The sequence below is a fragment of the Pedobacter aquatilis genome (assembly GCF_032678425.1).
Classification (GTDB): Bacteria; Bacteroidota; Bacteroidia; order Sphingobacteriales; family Sphingobacteriaceae; genus Pedobacter; species Pedobacter aquatilis_B.
Genome location: NZ_JAVTSG010000005.1, coordinates 188,985 through 206,024 on the forward strand (window position 1 = coordinate 188,985; position 17,040 = coordinate 206,024).

Consider the following 17,040-nt stretch of genomic DNA (forward strand, 5'->3'; position numbering starts at 1 on the left):
AAACCTTATATGAACTCAAAGACCATGGCAGATGATATGACTAAAGAAGACCTGGAAAAGCTGGTTCTGGAAATGATCCAAAACCTACAGTTTAATCAGGTAATGGAAATGCTTTCCGACAGCCTGCTCGCCCAGTACAGTAGTGCCATCCTCTACAACTTCAAAGCAGCAGCGCTGATGAGCCAGGGACAGTTCAGCCTGGTCAGCCAATACTTAGATTTGGCGCAAGCGATAAATCCAAGCGATACCTACGGTTATGCCCTCAAGGCAGACCTGATGTGCAATACTGGAGACTACGAGAAAGCCATCGAACAATATGATTTTGTTTTATCCATCGACCCAAATTATGCTGGTGCATACGAAGGGAAAGGAAAAGCATTAACCAATTTGAAAAGGTATCAGGAAGCCATCGCTTGTTATAATCAAGCCTTGACCATCAAACCCCAGAGCCCAACTTACCATAGAAGAAGAGGATATGCACATTGGTATCTCGAGCTTTTGGATGACGCGATGGCAGACTTCGATCAGGCGATTGCATTCAAAGACCCCGATATCGGCATTTCTTACAATATGCGCGGTGTTATCTTTTATCAAAAAAAAGCGTACGATAAAGCCCTCAAAGAGTTTGAGCTAGCCATTCAATACAGCACCTTCGAGAAAGAAAACGCCCATTTCAACAAAGGGCTCGCACTTTTCATGAAGGGCAAATATGACTTAGCGGTTGAATCCTACAATAGATCACTAGATATCAATCCTAAATACCAGCTTGCATATTACGAAAGGGCAGCTGCCCTTGAAAAGCTAGAAGACTATGAAGCAGCCAAAGCAGACTACCAGCAATACATCAACCTTAGCGGTAATCCCGAAGAGTACCGCTCACAGCTATCTTTGGGAAGAATAAAAGAACTGCAGCAAAAAATTGATAACCTCTGGTATAACGAAATCGATATACTCGTCGATAAAATACAGAGCTTACTTCAGTTCAAGGATAAATGCATCACACACTTCACCAGTTTATCCAGCACAAAAAAAATGATATTGGAAAACAGCCCCTTCCGGCTTTCCGAAGGCAATTTCCTAAATGATACCTCCGAGGGAAAAGAACTCTTCAATTACCTTTCTTTCACGCCTATGAACGTTGGAAAAAACGGTACATTTGCAGAAACCTTCACCGTCAGGCCTTTTATCGGCAGTTTTGTTTCAGATACCAAACACGATGACCTTACGCTTTGGCGTATGTATGGCAAAGAAGCCCAGGCCGAGGCCAAGGGATGCGCCATAACCATACACCGCGAAGATTTTGTCAAAGCCCTTGAGACTATGGTTACCAGCGGAGATGATTCCCTCGGCCGCATTGATAAAGAGAAGAATTTCACCTTCTTCCGTGTCGCTTACCGCACCCAAAATGCATTTGCAGTACCGGGCTATTCAAGCCAGAAGAATGCAAGGCTTAACCAGTACATGAAGACGCTATTGCAGCAGATAAAAGCGCTGACACCGCCCCAAATGCAAGCCATAACCAAAATCCTAAACGACATAGCTTATCTATTCAAAAGCTCCGAATACCAGTACGAAAATGAAGTCCGACTGGTCGTACAAGGCATTGGTTTTAGCAAAAATATTATCTCAGACACCGAATTCCCAAGGGTATACATCGAGCTGATAAGTGCAGTCCCTGTCCTCCATAAAATCACCCTTGGGCCAAAAGTAGAACGGGCAGATGAATGGGCAGCCGCCTTTAACTACCATATCGAGCAAAAGAATCTCGCCAGTGGCCGAAAAGTTGATATCTGCATGTCGAGGTTGCCATTTAAATAGCAACAAAATTATTTCATCGAAAACCAATATTTTTAAAAAAAATGAGCTAAAAAAATGAAACAATTTTGAGATTTTGTGAATAATAAATTATCTTTCCTGAGAACTTAATACGCTCTCTTTCATGCTTTTTGAATTCACAATTGCCTTCGCCTTTCAAACTGGAGACTCTGTTATTGACGATGCCTTGTCAGTTATTTTTATTGCCTTCCTAGGACTGGCTTTATTTACTATTTTGACCTGGATTAGGTCATCAGCGAAATTAGAAGATCACGTTAAGCAAACCATAGAAGAAGGCTCAAAGTATTTTGTTCCGAATGGAATAGAGATAAGGGATCAGAATGGACAGCTAATCCCAATAGACCGCCCGGAAGGAAAGGATGAACTTGATGCCCTTATCCATCACATATTACATAGTAGCAAGAAATATTATATTCTGATTGCTCCAACGGGTATAGGCAAGACAACTTTTCTTAGCAATTTCTACCTGCGCTATTATAAAAAAAGTAGGTTTCGGTTTTTACCGCCTTTGCTCTTCGGGCACATTCATAAAAGTAGCACCAAAGCAGAAATAAAATCGATGGAGCCTAAACGGAGTGACGAGTATTTGGACATCTTCAAGCTTAAGATAAAAGGAAACAAAACAGCAATCATGCTTTTGGATGGACTCGATGAATATTCAAATGACGATGTACTTACAGAAACACAGTTCTGGGAAGCATTTGACAAAGAGTGGTCCGCAAGGAGGGGAGAGCTAGCGGTTTTTGGAAAGGTAATAATATCAGTTCGTGAGCAGTTTTTCCAACAGGCAAATCTCTCTTCCGAAGGATTGAAAGGTGTTGCAATTGATGGCAACCCGCCTCATTACATATACCTAAAACCGTTTACCTCTTCCCAGATTGATAGCTATATCAGAAAACGTTTTGCCCATACCCAGCAGCTCTCCAAAGTTTTAAATACGGCAAAGCTTCTAAATCGCAATTCTGCACTAAAAATTGAGGGCTTACCGCTACTAAGCATACCTTTAATCTTAAATTACATTGACCGCCTAAGCGAACAAGATTTACTAAAAGAGGCCTCCTCACGCAATAAATCTTTTATCGATCGCTATGACGTCTACTCCGTAATCGTTAATAAGTGGCTTGCCCGGGAAAGGGATGAAAAGCATGTCAAATCAGACGAGCTCACCCAGAGTTTATCCTTTATGGCTGAGATTGCATTTAAAATCTGCTGCTCATCCGACGGATTCTCTATCAGTAGTGAACGTTTTTACCAGCTTGAAAAGATTTTTTTTAAGCAAATAAACAAAACCCTAAATTCGGGCTTTATAAGCCATTTCTCTAATCGCTCTCTGCTGAAAATTGAGCGTATTGGCAGAGAACAAAATGTTAGCTTCGTCCATTCAACTTTCTTGGAATATTTTTTTGCCAGATTTGCTAGGCAGCCTGAATCGATATCTGTTCAAACAACATTCGATGCTATCGAGAAAAGGCTCAGCAAACCAAACATGGAATTCACATTAGAAATGCTCATCAACTGGGGCTGGTATGATTTGAAAAGTCGACCAGATTTGAGGCCGGACGCTCACCGAATTAATCCAAGAGCAGAATTTCCTGTGCACGTCAATAATCCCAGCAGAGCAGTAATGCGTAAGTGGCAGCAATATATAGAAAGAATAAGTCCATTTAGAGCGGTGAAGATATTGCTCCTAACCGACCTATGTGCAGAGCTTGAAAATGTTGACAAGGACTATAGAGGCACATTCGTCGCTTTGGAAAACCTTGGGGTAATAAATGAGAATTTTCTCGTAAATGGTGTGGCAGATCAAGAGATGGCTATTGCCTTCGGCTTTTTTAAAAACTTTGTGAGTGCTATTGAAATTGTTGATGGTGATTTAGATAGTGGAGAATCCTTATACTATTTTACTGGCGCAAGAAATATCACTGTTCTACACGTAGCCAGTTGCGATTTAAGAGGAGACTGCTTACAGTACTTCCAGTATTCAACGGAGCTAAACTGTCTAGTAGTGCCAAATAATAAATTGACCACAGAGAGTTTTAGGTTCTTTAAACATTTCAAAAATATCAGCTATTTCGGCTTTCCTTACAATCAAATCGATTCAAGAGTTATGGAATATCTCAAGGAATCAGCGCGCAGAATGAATAGATTTGTTGCAAACGGTAATTTGACGGAAACTAGGTCACTTGATTATTTGAGATATTTCAGATCAGATGTGAAGTGGGTGGATTTTGGAATTAAGTCAGCAGATGCAGCAGTTGTATATGAGCAATACCTTCGAAGTAGCGCTTCAACGCTTCAAGACCTCAGATTAGCAGATTGCGGCATTGATGATGAAAATCTCGTAATTGTTTCAGTTTTTCCATACATTAAAAATCTAATTCTTTCAGGGAATCAATTTACAGGCAGATCATTAGAAAAGTACCTGGTTTTCAAAGACACGCTGGCAGTTCTTAATTTCGATAGTTGCAAAAACCTACGCGGGGAATACCTCTATTTTCTGAAAGATTTCAAGAAATTAAAAAAGGTTTATCTTGCAAACTGTCCGGGAGTAAGTGACGAATGCAAGTATTATCTTAAATCTATAGGCATTATTATCCCAGGACAATAGAAAACCATACTCAATATCCGGGGTAAAATGAATCCGGTTTAAATCTTCGGAGAGACTGACAACTTATAACGCTTGCGGTTTTGCTATATTGATTGAAATTAAAGTACTTCTGTTCATCATAAGAAAAAGTAAATCTTTATGATATCTTGAAACAGATCCTCCATCGATCATAGCAAATAGCAATCAATAGCCCCGGCAAGCGAATAATCTTCTGTCCAGCCATCCATAATCCGATAAAATAACTGAAAGAACTCAATCACTTGATCCCAGCATATATTCCCCTTTAATTTGATAGCTGCAATATTACAGGATAGAGCTGCCCCGAAGAAATCTCATTTTTTTTTCGGAGGCAGGGCATCCTGGTAGCCAGATATCCGGAATATGAAATGTAAGACTATAGCAATCATCACAGCCCTGTTAGGCTTTGCCATCAGCGCAAATGCCCAGCAATGGACCATCGATAAAGCAAATACCTGGCAAAACACTCAAGGCTGGCTTATCGGCGCCAATTATACCCCAGCATATGCCATAAACCAACTCGAATTCTGGCAGGAAGATACCTTCAACATCAAAGAAATAAACAAAGAGCTTAAATGGGCAAATAAAATCGGCATGAACTGCATGCGCGTTTACCTGCACCACGCCTTGTGGAAACAGGACAAAGATGGCTTTAAAGCTAGAATCAATACCTTCCTCCAAACAGCAAACAACCACCGCATCAAAATAATGTTCGTTTTCTTCGACGACTGCTGGACAGATACCTACAATACAGGTAAACAACCCAGCCCAAAGCCCGGCATCCATAACTCCGGATGGCTAAAAGACCCAGGAAACAAAATCCAAAACGGCGGACCGTTGCTGGATACCCTCGAGCAATACGTAAAAGACATCCTAAAAACCTACAAAGACGATAAACGCATTATCCTGTGGGATTTATACAACGAACCCGGGCAGTTCTCCCAGCACGATAAAAGCTTGCCTCTTTTAGAAAAGGTTTTCATATGGGCGAGAGAAATCAACCCAAGCCAGCCGCTATCCTCAGGCGTACATGATGATAATGAAAAAAAAATAACCGCATTCCAGATAGCAAACTCGGATATTATCACATACCATAGCTACGATTCCTTAACCGTTCATAAAAGAAGAATAGATTCCTTAAAATCAGCCAGCGGCAATCGCCCGCTGCTCTGCACAGAATATATGGCCAGAAAGCGCAAAAGCACCTTCCAGTCCATACTCCCAATGCTAAAGAAAGAAAACATCGGAGCCATCAATTGGGGACTCGTAGACGGCAAAACCCAAACCAAATATGCTTGGGACGAACCGCTCAAAGACGGCTCAGAGCCCAAGCTCTGGTTTCATGATATCCTCAGGAAAGATGGAAGCCCCTACGAACAACAAGAAACCAGACTGATAAAGAAACTTACAAAAGAAAATTAACCAAATATTTAATCACACACAAAATCAAAAGACAATGAAAAATTTATTAGCAGTATTATTTATCTTAGTATCAGCTGTAGCATCGGCACAGACTGTAAACTTTTCAGGAAATTACGCTATCGACTTAAACAAAACCGTATTCGGTGATGCGCCACATGGCGTATTACCAGCTACAATCAATGTGAAACAAGAGAAAGCACAAACAACAATAGTAAGACAAGACAAGGACGCTAAAATCCTAGGTACGGAAGAGCTTAAATTTGATGGTTCTATTTTAAACAGAACTTTGCCAGATGGCGTAAAAGCAACATCAGCTTTAAAATGGGCAGCAGATAAAAAAACATTCAATGTAGATAAAAAAGCATTTGATGGCGAAGGACAGGTAAGCAATAGCGTGAAGGAAACATTCAGCTTGGAAGATGGTGGTAAGACCTTAATCCTGTTCCGCGATGTTGCACAATCAAATGGCATGAAATATACCATCAAGGGTATTTACAATAAACAGTAATTCATTTCCGTAAAACAATAAAAAGAAAATGAAGATAAAAGCAATCGCATCATCGCTTTTGCTGCTTGCCGCCTGCTATTCCAATGCACAGGAGGCAAGCATCAAGCTCATCAGCAAAAGCGATGCCCCGGTAATCTCCCGCCATATCTACGGCCAGTTCGCAGAACACCTAGGCCGCTCAGTATATGACGGCTTTTACAGAAACGGGAAAATAAGAACAGATATCGTCGAGGCCCTTAAAAAAATCAAAGTACCAAACCTTCGCTGGCCAGGCGGATGCTTCGCAGATGAATACCATTGGAGAGACGGCATCGGTGCCAAAGCTTCAAGGCCCGTAAGAATCAATACAACATGGGGCATGGTCGAAGAAAACAATAGCTTTGGTACCCACGAATTCCTTGACCTTTGCGAGCGCATAGGCTGCGAACCATACATTGCAGGCAACGTCGGCACCGGAACCCCGCAAGAGATGGCAAACTGGATAGAATACCTGAATTCAGATTCAAAATCAGACCTCGCCAATGAACGCCGTAAAAATGGCCACCCGAAACCATACAACGTAAGCTTCTGGGGTGTAGGAAATGAAAGCTGGGGCTGCGGAGGCGATATGACCCCGGATTACTACGCCAACCTGTATAAACAATATGCAAACTTCTGCGAGAGCTATCCAGGCGCACCAAAAATTAAAAAAATCGTATCCGGAGCCAACTCAGAAGACTACAACTGGACAGAAGTCTGCATGAAAAACATCCACTTCTCGCAGATGTGGGGATTATCCCTTCATTACTATACCCTGGTCACCGGCAACTGGCCGCCATCAGGCTCAGCAACCAGCTTCCAGGAAAACGAGTATGCATCGGCAATGCGCAACGCCCTAAAAATGGAGGAAGTCGTAGCAAAGCACAGCGCCATCATGGATAAATACGATAAAGAGAAACGCGTAGCGTTGCTAGTGGATGAGTGGGGGATATGGACAGCCCAGGAACCAGGGCAGCCCAAAGACTGGTTATTCCAGCAAAACAGTCTAAGAGATGCGCTTATTGCGGCATCCACTTTGAACGTATTCAATAACCATGCAGATAGGGTAAAGGTTGCCAACCTCGCCCAAACCGTAAACGTTATCCACTCGGTAGTGCTTACCAAAGGAGATGAAATGGTACTCACGCCAACATACCATGTATTTGATTTTTATAAAGTACACCAGGATGCAAAGCTAATCCCGCTGGAAATCAACTCCCCGGATTATAAATTCCAGGGCACAAGCATGAAAGCTGTAAACGCATCAGCTTCAAAAGACGCTAGCGGCACAACCAATATTTCACTCGTAAATGTTGACCCAAATAAGGAAATCACCATAACCATAGACATCAAAGGCAAAAGCATAGAAGGACAGGTACTTACCGCTCCAAAATTTGATGCCTTTAATGATTTTGGAAAGAAGCCGGCAGTATTGCCAGCAGCATTCAAGGGTGCAAAATTCCAGGGAGATAAACTCCTGGTTAGCCTGCCAGCTAAATCAGTGGTTCAGCTTGCTGTAAAATAAAAACCAAACCAAACCAACCAATAACTATGAAGAAAGGGATTATGCGATAGCATATCCCTTTTTCTTTTTATGAGCCGCAACAATCCTTTCTCAAATAGCGATAATGCGCTCCGTTTGAACTGTCCGGAATTCCCGAACAGTTGAATTTTTATTAATTCTTCTATGCTAAACAGGCTTTATCTGTTCCCTAATACTAGCTTTCCGAATTATATTCTGAAATCAAAACAAATCCTCCAAATCAGAAGAGCGAAAATCCTGAAATACAGTTAATTTAATTGAAGTTATGGCAGTCTCCCAACACAGAAGAGCACATTAGGTAAATTTAAGAAAAGCCTATCCGCTTATGACAAATTTCGCGCTCAAAAACTTCCGGATACTAAATCACCTGGAAAAAAACCTAATTAGTAAAAGCATATATAGCATGATACCAGGCATGAGCATCGAAAGTGCATCAGAAATACTCTTTGAGCTCAACTTCAATTTCTTTGTCTACAAATACCTAAAAATAAGTTACATCAGCCGCGAGATACACGGCACCCTAAAAAACAACGAAAACTTCTACCGCGATAAAAGCCTCCTGCCAGAGACAGAACCACAGATAGGGCTCATGCTATTATCCCAGCCCCTCCAAATCAAAAAAATAGATCATAAAATGGTACTCATAGACGCCATTTTTTATTCCTGGCTATCCCACGAAGAACATTTTAGGGTCGGAGGCTTGAGCGGCCAGTCCAATAAATACACCATAACCGACGGTAGGAGCCTGCTTATACTCCCAATGAGCCAAAATAGCTTCATCCGGGATATCGACCTCAGCCGCCTTTACAGCCGAGATATGGATTACAACCGCCAGAGAACAAACGCCCCAGATTACGATAAATTACAGGATTACGTCATGTCCTTTATCCTGCTGGATAGCTACAAAGAAATTTACAACCATACCTTGCTCGATAGCCCCATCAAGAGACAGCAAATCCAGTATCAGAGCAATTACATCAATATCATTGGATAACATCTACAGAAAATACAACAAAAACCAGACAACTAAACCAACAGCCATGCCAGCAAAATCAAAAACCGAGAAGTACAGGGTAGAGCCATACGAATCAAAAAAGTACAATAGAAAGGATTTAATCGCTTTCTTTAACCGTGTTTATCAAATCGATGGATCATTACCATACATTAACGTTAAAGATAATTACCTAATCAATAAAGCTATTGATGCGCTGGATCACGGCATCAGCTACATCGCCATCATTAAATCAGAAATCATTGGAATAATCACCCTTTTTCCAAGCCCAAAGCCCGGAGATCCGGTCATCGCCTCAAAAGCAGATGTATCTAGAATAAGCGAGATATACATCCAGCCTGATTATGATTTATTATCCATCAAAAAAGATTTATTTGAAAAAGCACTGCGCTATGCCAGATACATCGGAAAGAAACGCATCGTCGTTTGCCTCAGTAAAGCAACAGAAGAACATTTAAAGCACTACCACAAGCTAGGCTTTGTTGTAGAAAAGAACACTTTGTTCAGTCCTCTAAACAAAAGCCTTGAAATGAGTTTCGAGCTCCAAATAAAAAAGCAGCTCAAGCTAACAAAGCCCCAAGCCTTAGAAACCAAAGCTAAGCAAAGCCTCGATCCCATAAAACAATAAAAGCTGGCCAAGGCCAGCGTTTATCAAGATTGCTAAAACAAATACATATAAGCATGACAGGGCTCATTTGTGTGTTAACCAAATTTAAGCCAGTAAATTCTAAAATAAAAGCAAACTCAGAAAAGCAGTTAAATTCACTGAAAAACCAATATTTCAGCAAATTAAATTCTAAAATAGACAGGCCACCAACCACCGCCTCCAATCAACAGGTATTTTCCTTGAATACTAGCAAAAAAGCTCAAATCAAAACCACAACCCAGCTCAACAACCAACAGTAGAGCAGCCGCAAACACCTGCTTTTTCACCTACCAAATTTCCCCTCACAAAATATAATTCTTCCCGGCACCCCAGCCTAAAGTTATTTTACCTGAAATCTCGCAGAGACTTCATCCCGCGTCAGAAAACCTTCATCTTTGTGTTAAATCGAACGTAAGAGGCGTTTTGAAGAAATTTAAATTGTTAGTTTTATCGGGGAGATAGTGGATACCATTTCCCCGATATGGTTTACACCCACGGATAATTAACATGCCCTCAGAAATAAATTGACGCTCATCTACCTATGAGCAGAACATACCGATAAGAAAAGAAATGAAACGCACCAAAACCCTAGTAATAGATGATGATGAACTCATGCTATTTCTGTTTAGAATAATGATTGAAGATATGCAAAGGGCTTGGGATGCTGATTACTTCCCCGGCGCCCAGGAAGCACTTCGATACCTCGAGCTAAAAAACTGTAAAGAGCTACACTTCTTGATATTCCTGGATATTTATATGCCAGGCACATCAGGTTGGGACATGCTCGAACGGCTCAAAAACCATTCAGCTAAAAACCGGATAAATATCGTCATCGTTTCCGCCAGCATATCAAAAAAAGACCTAGAGAAAGCCAAAGAATACAAACAAGTCAAAGCCTACATCATAAAACCATTCCTGACCAAAAACCTAACGGAACTGGCAAATAACCCCGAGCTATCTGAGTTCTTCGAATATGCAGACCATAAGGGACACTAAAATAAAAGAACAATATCAGAAATATGTGCAAACAAAATGCCTCGGACAATTAGGCATTTTGTTTCTAATACTTATGTATCATTACAGGCAAAACCAGCCAGAGTATTATCTTTAAAACCAGCACCTTTCCTTATTCATAAAGAGCTGAATATCTTATTTCAATCGCTCCAGCAACTCTATTCCGATTTTGCCATAATTACTATAAAAATGCGTCAGCAAAAGATTATTAAAAGCCTCCTTGTCTTTTTGAGGCCCATATTGCTCAAAGACTTCAATTTGTGCTTTAATATCCACGCGTTCGGCAAACTTAGGACGGAATTCAGCTAACTTTTCGGAAATACTACGCGTCTGTAATTTTCTTTGAATGCAGAGTAAATAGGGTTCTTGAGATAATTTTCCATCAGCGGTCAAAAATAAAGCTTGCGGCAGATCCATCTCTTTACCATTATAAGAAATTTTCCTGGTAACGGTTTGATCTTTATCCTTAAACTGCAAGAAAAAGAAATCTCCATCTTTAGCTTTATTACCCATATCAATAGGAATCTGCTGATCTTTTATGATTAAGATATAGCCCATGTCCGATGCAGATTTAAAATAATTACTAGGCTCATAACCTTGGAAATCCAAAGCCCTGGTTTTAAAACTCCCCAAAGTAGGACCCGGGTCAAGTATATCTTTAAGGCTGGCAATAATACCTTGTTTCTCCAATTTCGGAATGCCTGATGCAGAATACTGAAAAGTACCTTTCTTTGGACTTAGGCAAGTCATTTTAGCAAAAGGCTCGAAGTGAAGCCTAGTTTGAGGAGAAAGCAAATCCCGTACTTTCACAGCCTTACCATTAGCAGCATAAGTTACCGCACCCGGCTTATTGATAAAAGTTACATAAAATTCATCCTCCGCCCGGCTGAAAGCCAGCGATAAGAACACCATCACAATATTTAAAATCTTCATAACTAAATAGATTCTTTAATTTCTTTAAATTTCATTTTAAAATAATACTTCCAGTGTTTAGGCCGTTTATAAAGCTGTATTAAAAAGGTTATCCCGCTAATGTAAATGGTTAAAAAGGCAACCTGAAGGTGATGGGAAAAAAGCAGATAGGAGAGGATAGAGCATAGGCTTAAAAAAACGGCACTTTTGATGAGCGGGCCTATCCAGCTGATGCGTTTTTTCTTATAATTACTCACATGAAAAAGCATAATCCTAGAAAAAATTGTATACACTAGAATAAGATAAGCTACCCACCAGTAATCCACTAGATGCTTCCCATCTAGCATAGAGAGATACACATTTAACAAAATCAGGGAACCCGGCGCACTGCCGAATACCGTTTCATGAACATCATTTTCAAAATCACCCATAACTATAATCCTGCCTTTTAAAATGCTGTTGATAATCCCATTATTCCTAAGAGAGAGTAAATCTGAGAGGCGCATTAGCGGATAAGTTTTAGTCTTAAAAAGCTCATAAGGCCTGATTTTATAATCAGTAATAAGATAGTTAAAACACAGCGTTCCATCCTGAATGTGAAAAGGCTTTACCGTCCTAATCGAATTCTTAGTTAAATAGCTATACATAAGCACGGGTAGCGTTGAAATGCTATCTTTCTGGAAAAGATTAAGTTTAATGAATTGCCCATCAGACATTTTATAATCGGTTATGCCCTGGTTTACCTTGAAACCAGGCTCTTCAACCTGCTCATCCTCATTATAACTTTTGGCAAAAATCAAATTGTCAATGCCATATACCGACTTTTGCAAAAGCTCATCATCCGGAGATTTATCCCTTAATTCAACATCGCAAAGAATGTATTTAACCTGATGTTGCTGCGGCTTTATGATTTGGAATAATTCAGCAAGTTTTTTGCGGTCAGTGATAACAGAGGTACCATGCTCATCAGGAATGACCGTCTTTTCATGGCTTAAGTCCAAAAAAATAAATTCATCTGGAGAAATCTTCTTGCCTGTTTTGAAAAAAAGATTTTTTACAAAGGAAGACCACTTGATAATACTCGCCTCATTATCATAAATGTTTGGAGAGTTCATCCATAGAGCAGTCAAAATCAGCAGCAGAAAGCTATGCAGCAAACTTATAAACCACTTTTTCGCATTGCTCATCATTGCTTAGCTTTGGTAAAAATGAAATCCCCCCCTTTATCACCTACACCTATAATCTGCTCATAGTTTGGTTTTGTCCTCGTCTCCCGGTATACAGTGTCTTCCAGACTGTCAAACAAAGTTCTTGCCCTCAGATATTTTTCCTTGTTAATTTGAAGGCGATTTAATAAAATACTAAAAAAGATACTGTTATCCGGAACAGCTTCTTCGCCACTAGTCATCAAGGTCCTGCTTGGCCGCTCATCTAAATTTTTAAGTAACTCCCCGGCATCATTTCCTAAACTTCTATTCTGCGCACCGCTTGAACAGGCGTCAGCAATTAAGAGTATATGTTTCGATCTACTCATGCGTAAGGATGGAAATATTTCATTGTAAGAGATATAGCTGGAAATAACATCTTTTTTAGCAGATGAAGGAATCAGATAAACATAATTTACACCCTGCTCATCTGTTTCCTTAACACCATGTCCCGCAAAAAATATAAGAAGATTATCATTGGGGCCTATGGCCTTACATTTACTGCGAATCTGCTCCAATATTATCTCCCTGCTCTTATCCTTCAGATACGCCACGTTTTCAGGTAAAAAATTATAAGACCCGATTAGCAGATCCTGGAGTTTCACAGCATCTCTCGTCGGCCCAGGTAGCGACGGTATAGTCTTATCCTCATAATTTTCCTCAGCTATAATAATAGCATGGTATTTTGTTAAGCTTAGATCCGCAGGTATAATCTCATCCGAAGATTGTTTTGTATCAAGACTAACATTGCTACCACCGTTTCCGTTAGCCCTTTTATAAAGGCGAGCGATACCTGCCTGAATTTCAGGCTGGTCAGGCTGCGTAAGTAGCACATCCTCATAAAGTTTCAAGGCAAGATCATTTTGTCCAAGCTGCTCCAAGACATAAGCCTTAAAACCTTTCATCTCCATGACATGACGCCATTCATCGGTCGGGAAAATTTGCTCATAACCCTTAATCGCAATATTTATGTTTTCTAATGCTTTCTTGTAGTTCTCCTCAGGGATGTTCCTGGTTATGGCCTCTAAAAAATTCTTATAAGAGGGAATATCCTTTTCTTCGATTTGGAAACTTAGGTTTTTGCTTTTGTACCGATTATACACAACGGCAGCGGCCTTAAATTCGCGGTTCCGGCCTAATGTATTGATAAGATTAATATAATATATAGCGATATAACCGTCCTGATCGATAGCTTTTTCAAAGTATTCAATAGCCCTCTCATAGTTGCCTTTTTGCAGAGCTATAAAGCCTAGATTATTTACTGCACCAGGAGTTTCCGGATTTAATTTTAGCGAGGTTAAAAAGTCCTGTTCAGCCAGTTGATATTGGCGACGGAATAGGTAAATATTAGCCCTGGTAAAATAGAAGTCTGCATTTTTATCATTCAACACGATCGCCTCATTCAAACATTTCAAGGCATTGTAAAAATCTTTTTTCGAGGCTAGCACCTCACCTTTAAAATACAAACCATAGGTATTGCCAGGCTGCAGCCCCAGAACTCTGTCTAAATCTTTCAGTGCACCGGCATAATCCTTTTGAAAGGCTTTAATCCCCGCCCTCGATACGAGGGCATTGACATGGGCATAATCTAGACCTATCGCTTTATCAAAGTCACTCAAAGCAGCTTTCATATTTTTGTTTTGAACATGAGCATTGGCACGGTAGTAATATAAATCAGGGGATTTTGGAGTGATGCTAATGCCTTGAGAATAATCATTTACAGCAGCATCAAAATTTTTAATATCAAAATTTAAATCCCCTCTATTCACATATGCGTTTAAGTTTTGGCTATCAAGGCTTGCAGCTTTATCATAACACTTCAAGGCCTCAGGTTTATCCCCCTTCCTATAATAGGCATAGCCGAGATTATTCCATAGCATAGAGACTCTATCGTTAATCTTCAATCCAGCCGAAAAGTAATTTATCGCCTTATCTAATTCATTGTTTTTAAGATGTTCAATACCAATTCTACTATTTTCATCAACCGTGTTTGGATAAATGGTAACCTGCGCATTTAACCGGGTTCCTAGAAAACAGAACACAAACAGGAAAAAAAAGAAAGTAACCTTACCAAATATTTTGTAAATCATATTTCGAGGAATTATAAATTTATTTTTTGCTGAATATAAAATCTCCCCCAATGTGCCCAGCTAGTTCAAGGGTTCCATAACGCGGCTCGGTGTTGCTTTCGCTCATCACCAGTTCCATTATTTTATTAACAAATATTTTCTGCGCAGTAATGGAACTATCCGAGTTTTCTTTCAATGCCTTAACCAGATACTTCATGAACACGCTCTTATCCGGAACCTCCGAGTCGTTTCCTGAAGTGATGGCTACTCTAGTCATCTTGTTCTCAAAGTTTTTATAGTTAAGTGCCTTGGAGCTTACCGCACGGCTTTTAAATACAGATCCGGAAAAGCAGGCATCGCTGATAAGCAACGTGTGCCTCGCCGGGATTTTAGCAATCATTTCCAAGACCTCCTTATTGTTGAGCCAGGTTGTTTTATCAGTATACCTCGAATCGGTCATGAACCAGTACCCAGTCTTATCCTTTTCAGACCAGATACCATGGCCGGCATAAAAAATAACCAGATTGTCTTCTGGATTTAAACTGTTCCTAATTTCAAGCAATGTTTTTTTAAAATCATCCAGCTCCGGGTTGAACAAGGATATAATGTTTTCCTGCGAAAAACTATAATCGTTTTTGAGTATCAGCTTAAGCTTTATCGCGTCGGATATCGGTCCATCAAGACTACTGATTTTCGGATCCTGATAGTTCTGAGCAGCTATCAACAGGCAATAGTTCTTACCCTTATTTTCACCAACCGCAAGAATTTCACCATCAGATTCAGCCGAAACACTGCGTGTAATATTGATTACCCGATTCCCTTTATTACCAGCGAAATCTTCAGCTATAAGCGTTAACTTATTCAGTCCGGGCTTCAATGGAATTTCCGCTCAGAAATCACCGCCTTTTTGCGAATAGACTAACTGCCCATTAATCCGCATCTCCTTTAATCCGGAAACATCCCGAGCTACACCCTTTAATTGTATACTAGCAAGGCTCGTTTTAATTTCATCCGCTTTTATATTCGTTGGCTCATTAATAACAATCTGTGGTCCTTGCTTATCGGTCAGAAAGGCCTTATTTGATAAACGCTCAAGATTACCAAGTGCTTCAATTGTTGGTTTATAATCCGGGAAATATAACAGAGATAAATTATAATAATCTCTCGCACGTTCCATATCCTTTAAACCAAGATAAGCATCCCCTAAAGCCTTATAAATTAGATTTCTTGAAATGACAAGAAAGTCCTCCCTAGAATCAATACTTTTTATTTTTTCTCTAAAACTGTTTAGTTTAGCAATAGCATCTTTATGCCTTCCCTCATTTATATCTATTAGAGCAAAGTAAAATTCAGAGGGTGCCTTTGCAGATATAGCCACCGGAATCCTGCTGAAAGTCCTTCGGGCCTCTTCGTTTTTACCAGTCATTGCCTGAAGCGCAAAAATGGCAAAATCCCTAGGTTCCCGATTAGCCAACAGCTCCATCGCCCTAGCATAGCTCTCCTGCGTATTTTCATAATAACATCTACTGAGTTCAATATTACCGATAAGCTTATCTTTAAAGACCTGCGTAAAAGTATTATTAACCTGCTTGGCTTGAGCCATGGCAAGGGCTTTATCAAAATTATTATTGAACATCTCCAGCTGTATAGCCATCGCAAGCTGATTTTCCAGCTCCCCATCCAGATAACCGTTTTCACCATTATAAGAGACTAACTTAGGCTCCGCCATACGCTGCATACTTCTGCGAATCCACTTCACCTCACCTAAAACATTATTAATCTTATAAGCCTCATACATGAAGTTAAACAAACATCTTTCCCGGCTATAATCGATGGTTTTAAATTTTAGATTCCCCGGCTTGCCATAAAATACAGTCGTACCCATAATATCTTTTTTATAACCAGGCGATACCCTCACCGCATCTATTAGCAAATCCATAATTCTATTTGCACCGCTAATATCATCATGCTCCCCGACAGCCCTGGCATATAGCAGCACCTCAGGAGTTGGATAAGTTTTAATAGATTCATTTATCAGCAAATCCGCACCGCTAAAATTTCCAGAATCAAATTCAGATTTAGCCTTTTTCGCCAGATTAGTAGCCTCATTAAATTCCCGAGACGAAATTTCTTTAGACGGACTTTGTGCAAATGCTTGACCCAGCAAGAAACAAAATGCCATGAAAAGCGATAGAAGACGAGAGCGCATCATAAGTTTTTAGATAAGAG

The 17,040-nt window shown here is 40.1% G+C and carries 13 protein-coding genes; 8 read left to right on the plus strand and 5 right to left on the minus strand.

The window, feature by feature from the left end:
* Positions 1 to 36 precede the first annotated feature (36 nt).
* From R2Q16_RS15900 to R2Q16_RS15935, 8 genes are all read left to right on the plus strand, one after another.
* Positions 37 to 1,818, plus strand: coding sequence for a tetratricopeptide repeat protein (locus tag R2Q16_RS15900; RefSeq protein WP_316738372.1), 1,782 nt, complete (start codon positions 37 to 39; stop codon positions 1,816 to 1,818).
* Between the two features lie 121 nt (positions 1,819 to 1,939).
* Positions 1,940 to 4,444 carry a hypothetical protein gene (locus tag R2Q16_RS15905; protein ID WP_316738376.1) on the plus strand — a complete coding sequence of 835 codons (2,505 nt, stop codon included), beginning with the start codon at positions 1,940 to 1,942 and terminating at the stop codon, positions 4,442 to 4,444.
* 381 nt (positions 4,445 to 4,825) lie between these two features.
* On the plus strand, positions 4,826 to 5,884 hold the full coding sequence (locus tag R2Q16_RS15910; protein WP_316738379.1) for a 1,4-beta-xylanase: 1,059 nt from the start codon (positions 4,826 to 4,828) through the stop codon (positions 5,882 to 5,884).
* Positions 5,885 to 5,918: 34 nt separating this feature from the next.
* Positions 5,919 to 6,392 (plus strand): hypothetical protein, encoded by a 474-nt coding sequence (locus R2Q16_RS15915; protein ID WP_316738380.1) that lies wholly within the window; start codon positions 5,919 to 5,921, stop codon positions 6,390 to 6,392.
* Between the two features lie 28 nt (positions 6,393 to 6,420).
* Positions 6,421 to 7,935: an alpha-N-arabinofuranosidase gene (locus tag R2Q16_RS15920; RefSeq protein ID WP_316738381.1), complete on the plus strand. Its 1,515-nt coding sequence runs from the start codon at positions 6,421 to 6,423 to the stop codon at positions 7,933 to 7,935.
* Between the two features lie 433 nt (positions 7,936 to 8,368).
* Complete coding sequence (locus tag R2Q16_RS15925) at positions 8,369 to 8,947, plus strand: hypothetical protein (RefSeq protein WP_316738383.1); 579 nt, start codon at positions 8,369 to 8,371, stop codon at positions 8,945 to 8,947.
* Positions 8,948 to 8,993: 46 nt separating this feature from the next.
* A complete protein-coding gene (locus tag R2Q16_RS15930; RefSeq protein WP_316738385.1) occupies positions 8,994 to 9,593 on the plus strand; it encodes a GNAT family N-acetyltransferase in 600 nt (199 codons plus the stop codon).
* A gap of 588 nt (positions 9,594 to 10,181) precedes the next feature.
* Positions 10,182 to 10,607 carry a response regulator gene (locus R2Q16_RS15935; protein ID WP_316738387.1) on the plus strand — a complete coding sequence of 142 codons (426 nt, stop codon included), beginning with the start codon at positions 10,182 to 10,184 and terminating at the stop codon, positions 10,605 to 10,607.
* A gap of 153 nt (positions 10,608 to 10,760) precedes the next feature.
* Here R2Q16_RS15935 and R2Q16_RS15940 read toward each other — a convergent pair whose 3' ends face one another.
* Genes R2Q16_RS15940 through R2Q16_RS15960 form a run of 5 tightly spaced genes read right to left on the minus strand, consistent with a single transcriptional unit; the run spans position 10,761 to position 17,023 of the window.
* Positions 10,761 to 11,558 (minus strand): hypothetical protein, encoded by a 798-nt coding sequence (locus R2Q16_RS15940; protein ID WP_316738390.1) that lies wholly within the window; start codon positions 11,556 to 11,558, stop codon positions 10,761 to 10,763.
* 2 nt (positions 11,559 to 11,560) lie between these two features.
* Complete coding sequence (locus R2Q16_RS15945) at positions 11,561 to 12,727, minus strand: CHASE2 domain-containing protein (RefSeq protein ID WP_316738391.1); 1,167 nt, start codon at positions 12,725 to 12,727, stop codon at positions 11,561 to 11,563.
* A complete protein-coding gene (locus tag R2Q16_RS15950) occupies positions 12,724 to 14,832 on the minus strand; it encodes a tetratricopeptide repeat protein (protein WP_316738394.1) in 2,109 nt (702 codons plus the stop codon). Before R2Q16_RS15950 ends, R2Q16_RS15945 begins: the two co-directional genes overlap by 4 nt.
* A gap of 19 nt (positions 14,833 to 14,851) precedes the next feature.
* Entirely contained in the window at positions 14,852 to 15,688 is an 837-nt protein-coding gene (locus tag R2Q16_RS15955) for a caspase domain-containing protein (protein WP_316738396.1), read from the minus strand.
* A 12-nt stretch (positions 15,689 to 15,700) separates the two neighbouring features.
* Positions 15,701 to 17,023: a hypothetical protein gene (locus tag R2Q16_RS15960; RefSeq protein WP_316738399.1), complete on the minus strand. Its 1,323-nt coding sequence runs from the start codon at positions 17,021 to 17,023 to the stop codon at positions 15,701 to 15,703.
* Positions 17,024 to 17,040: the final 17 nt, after the last annotated feature.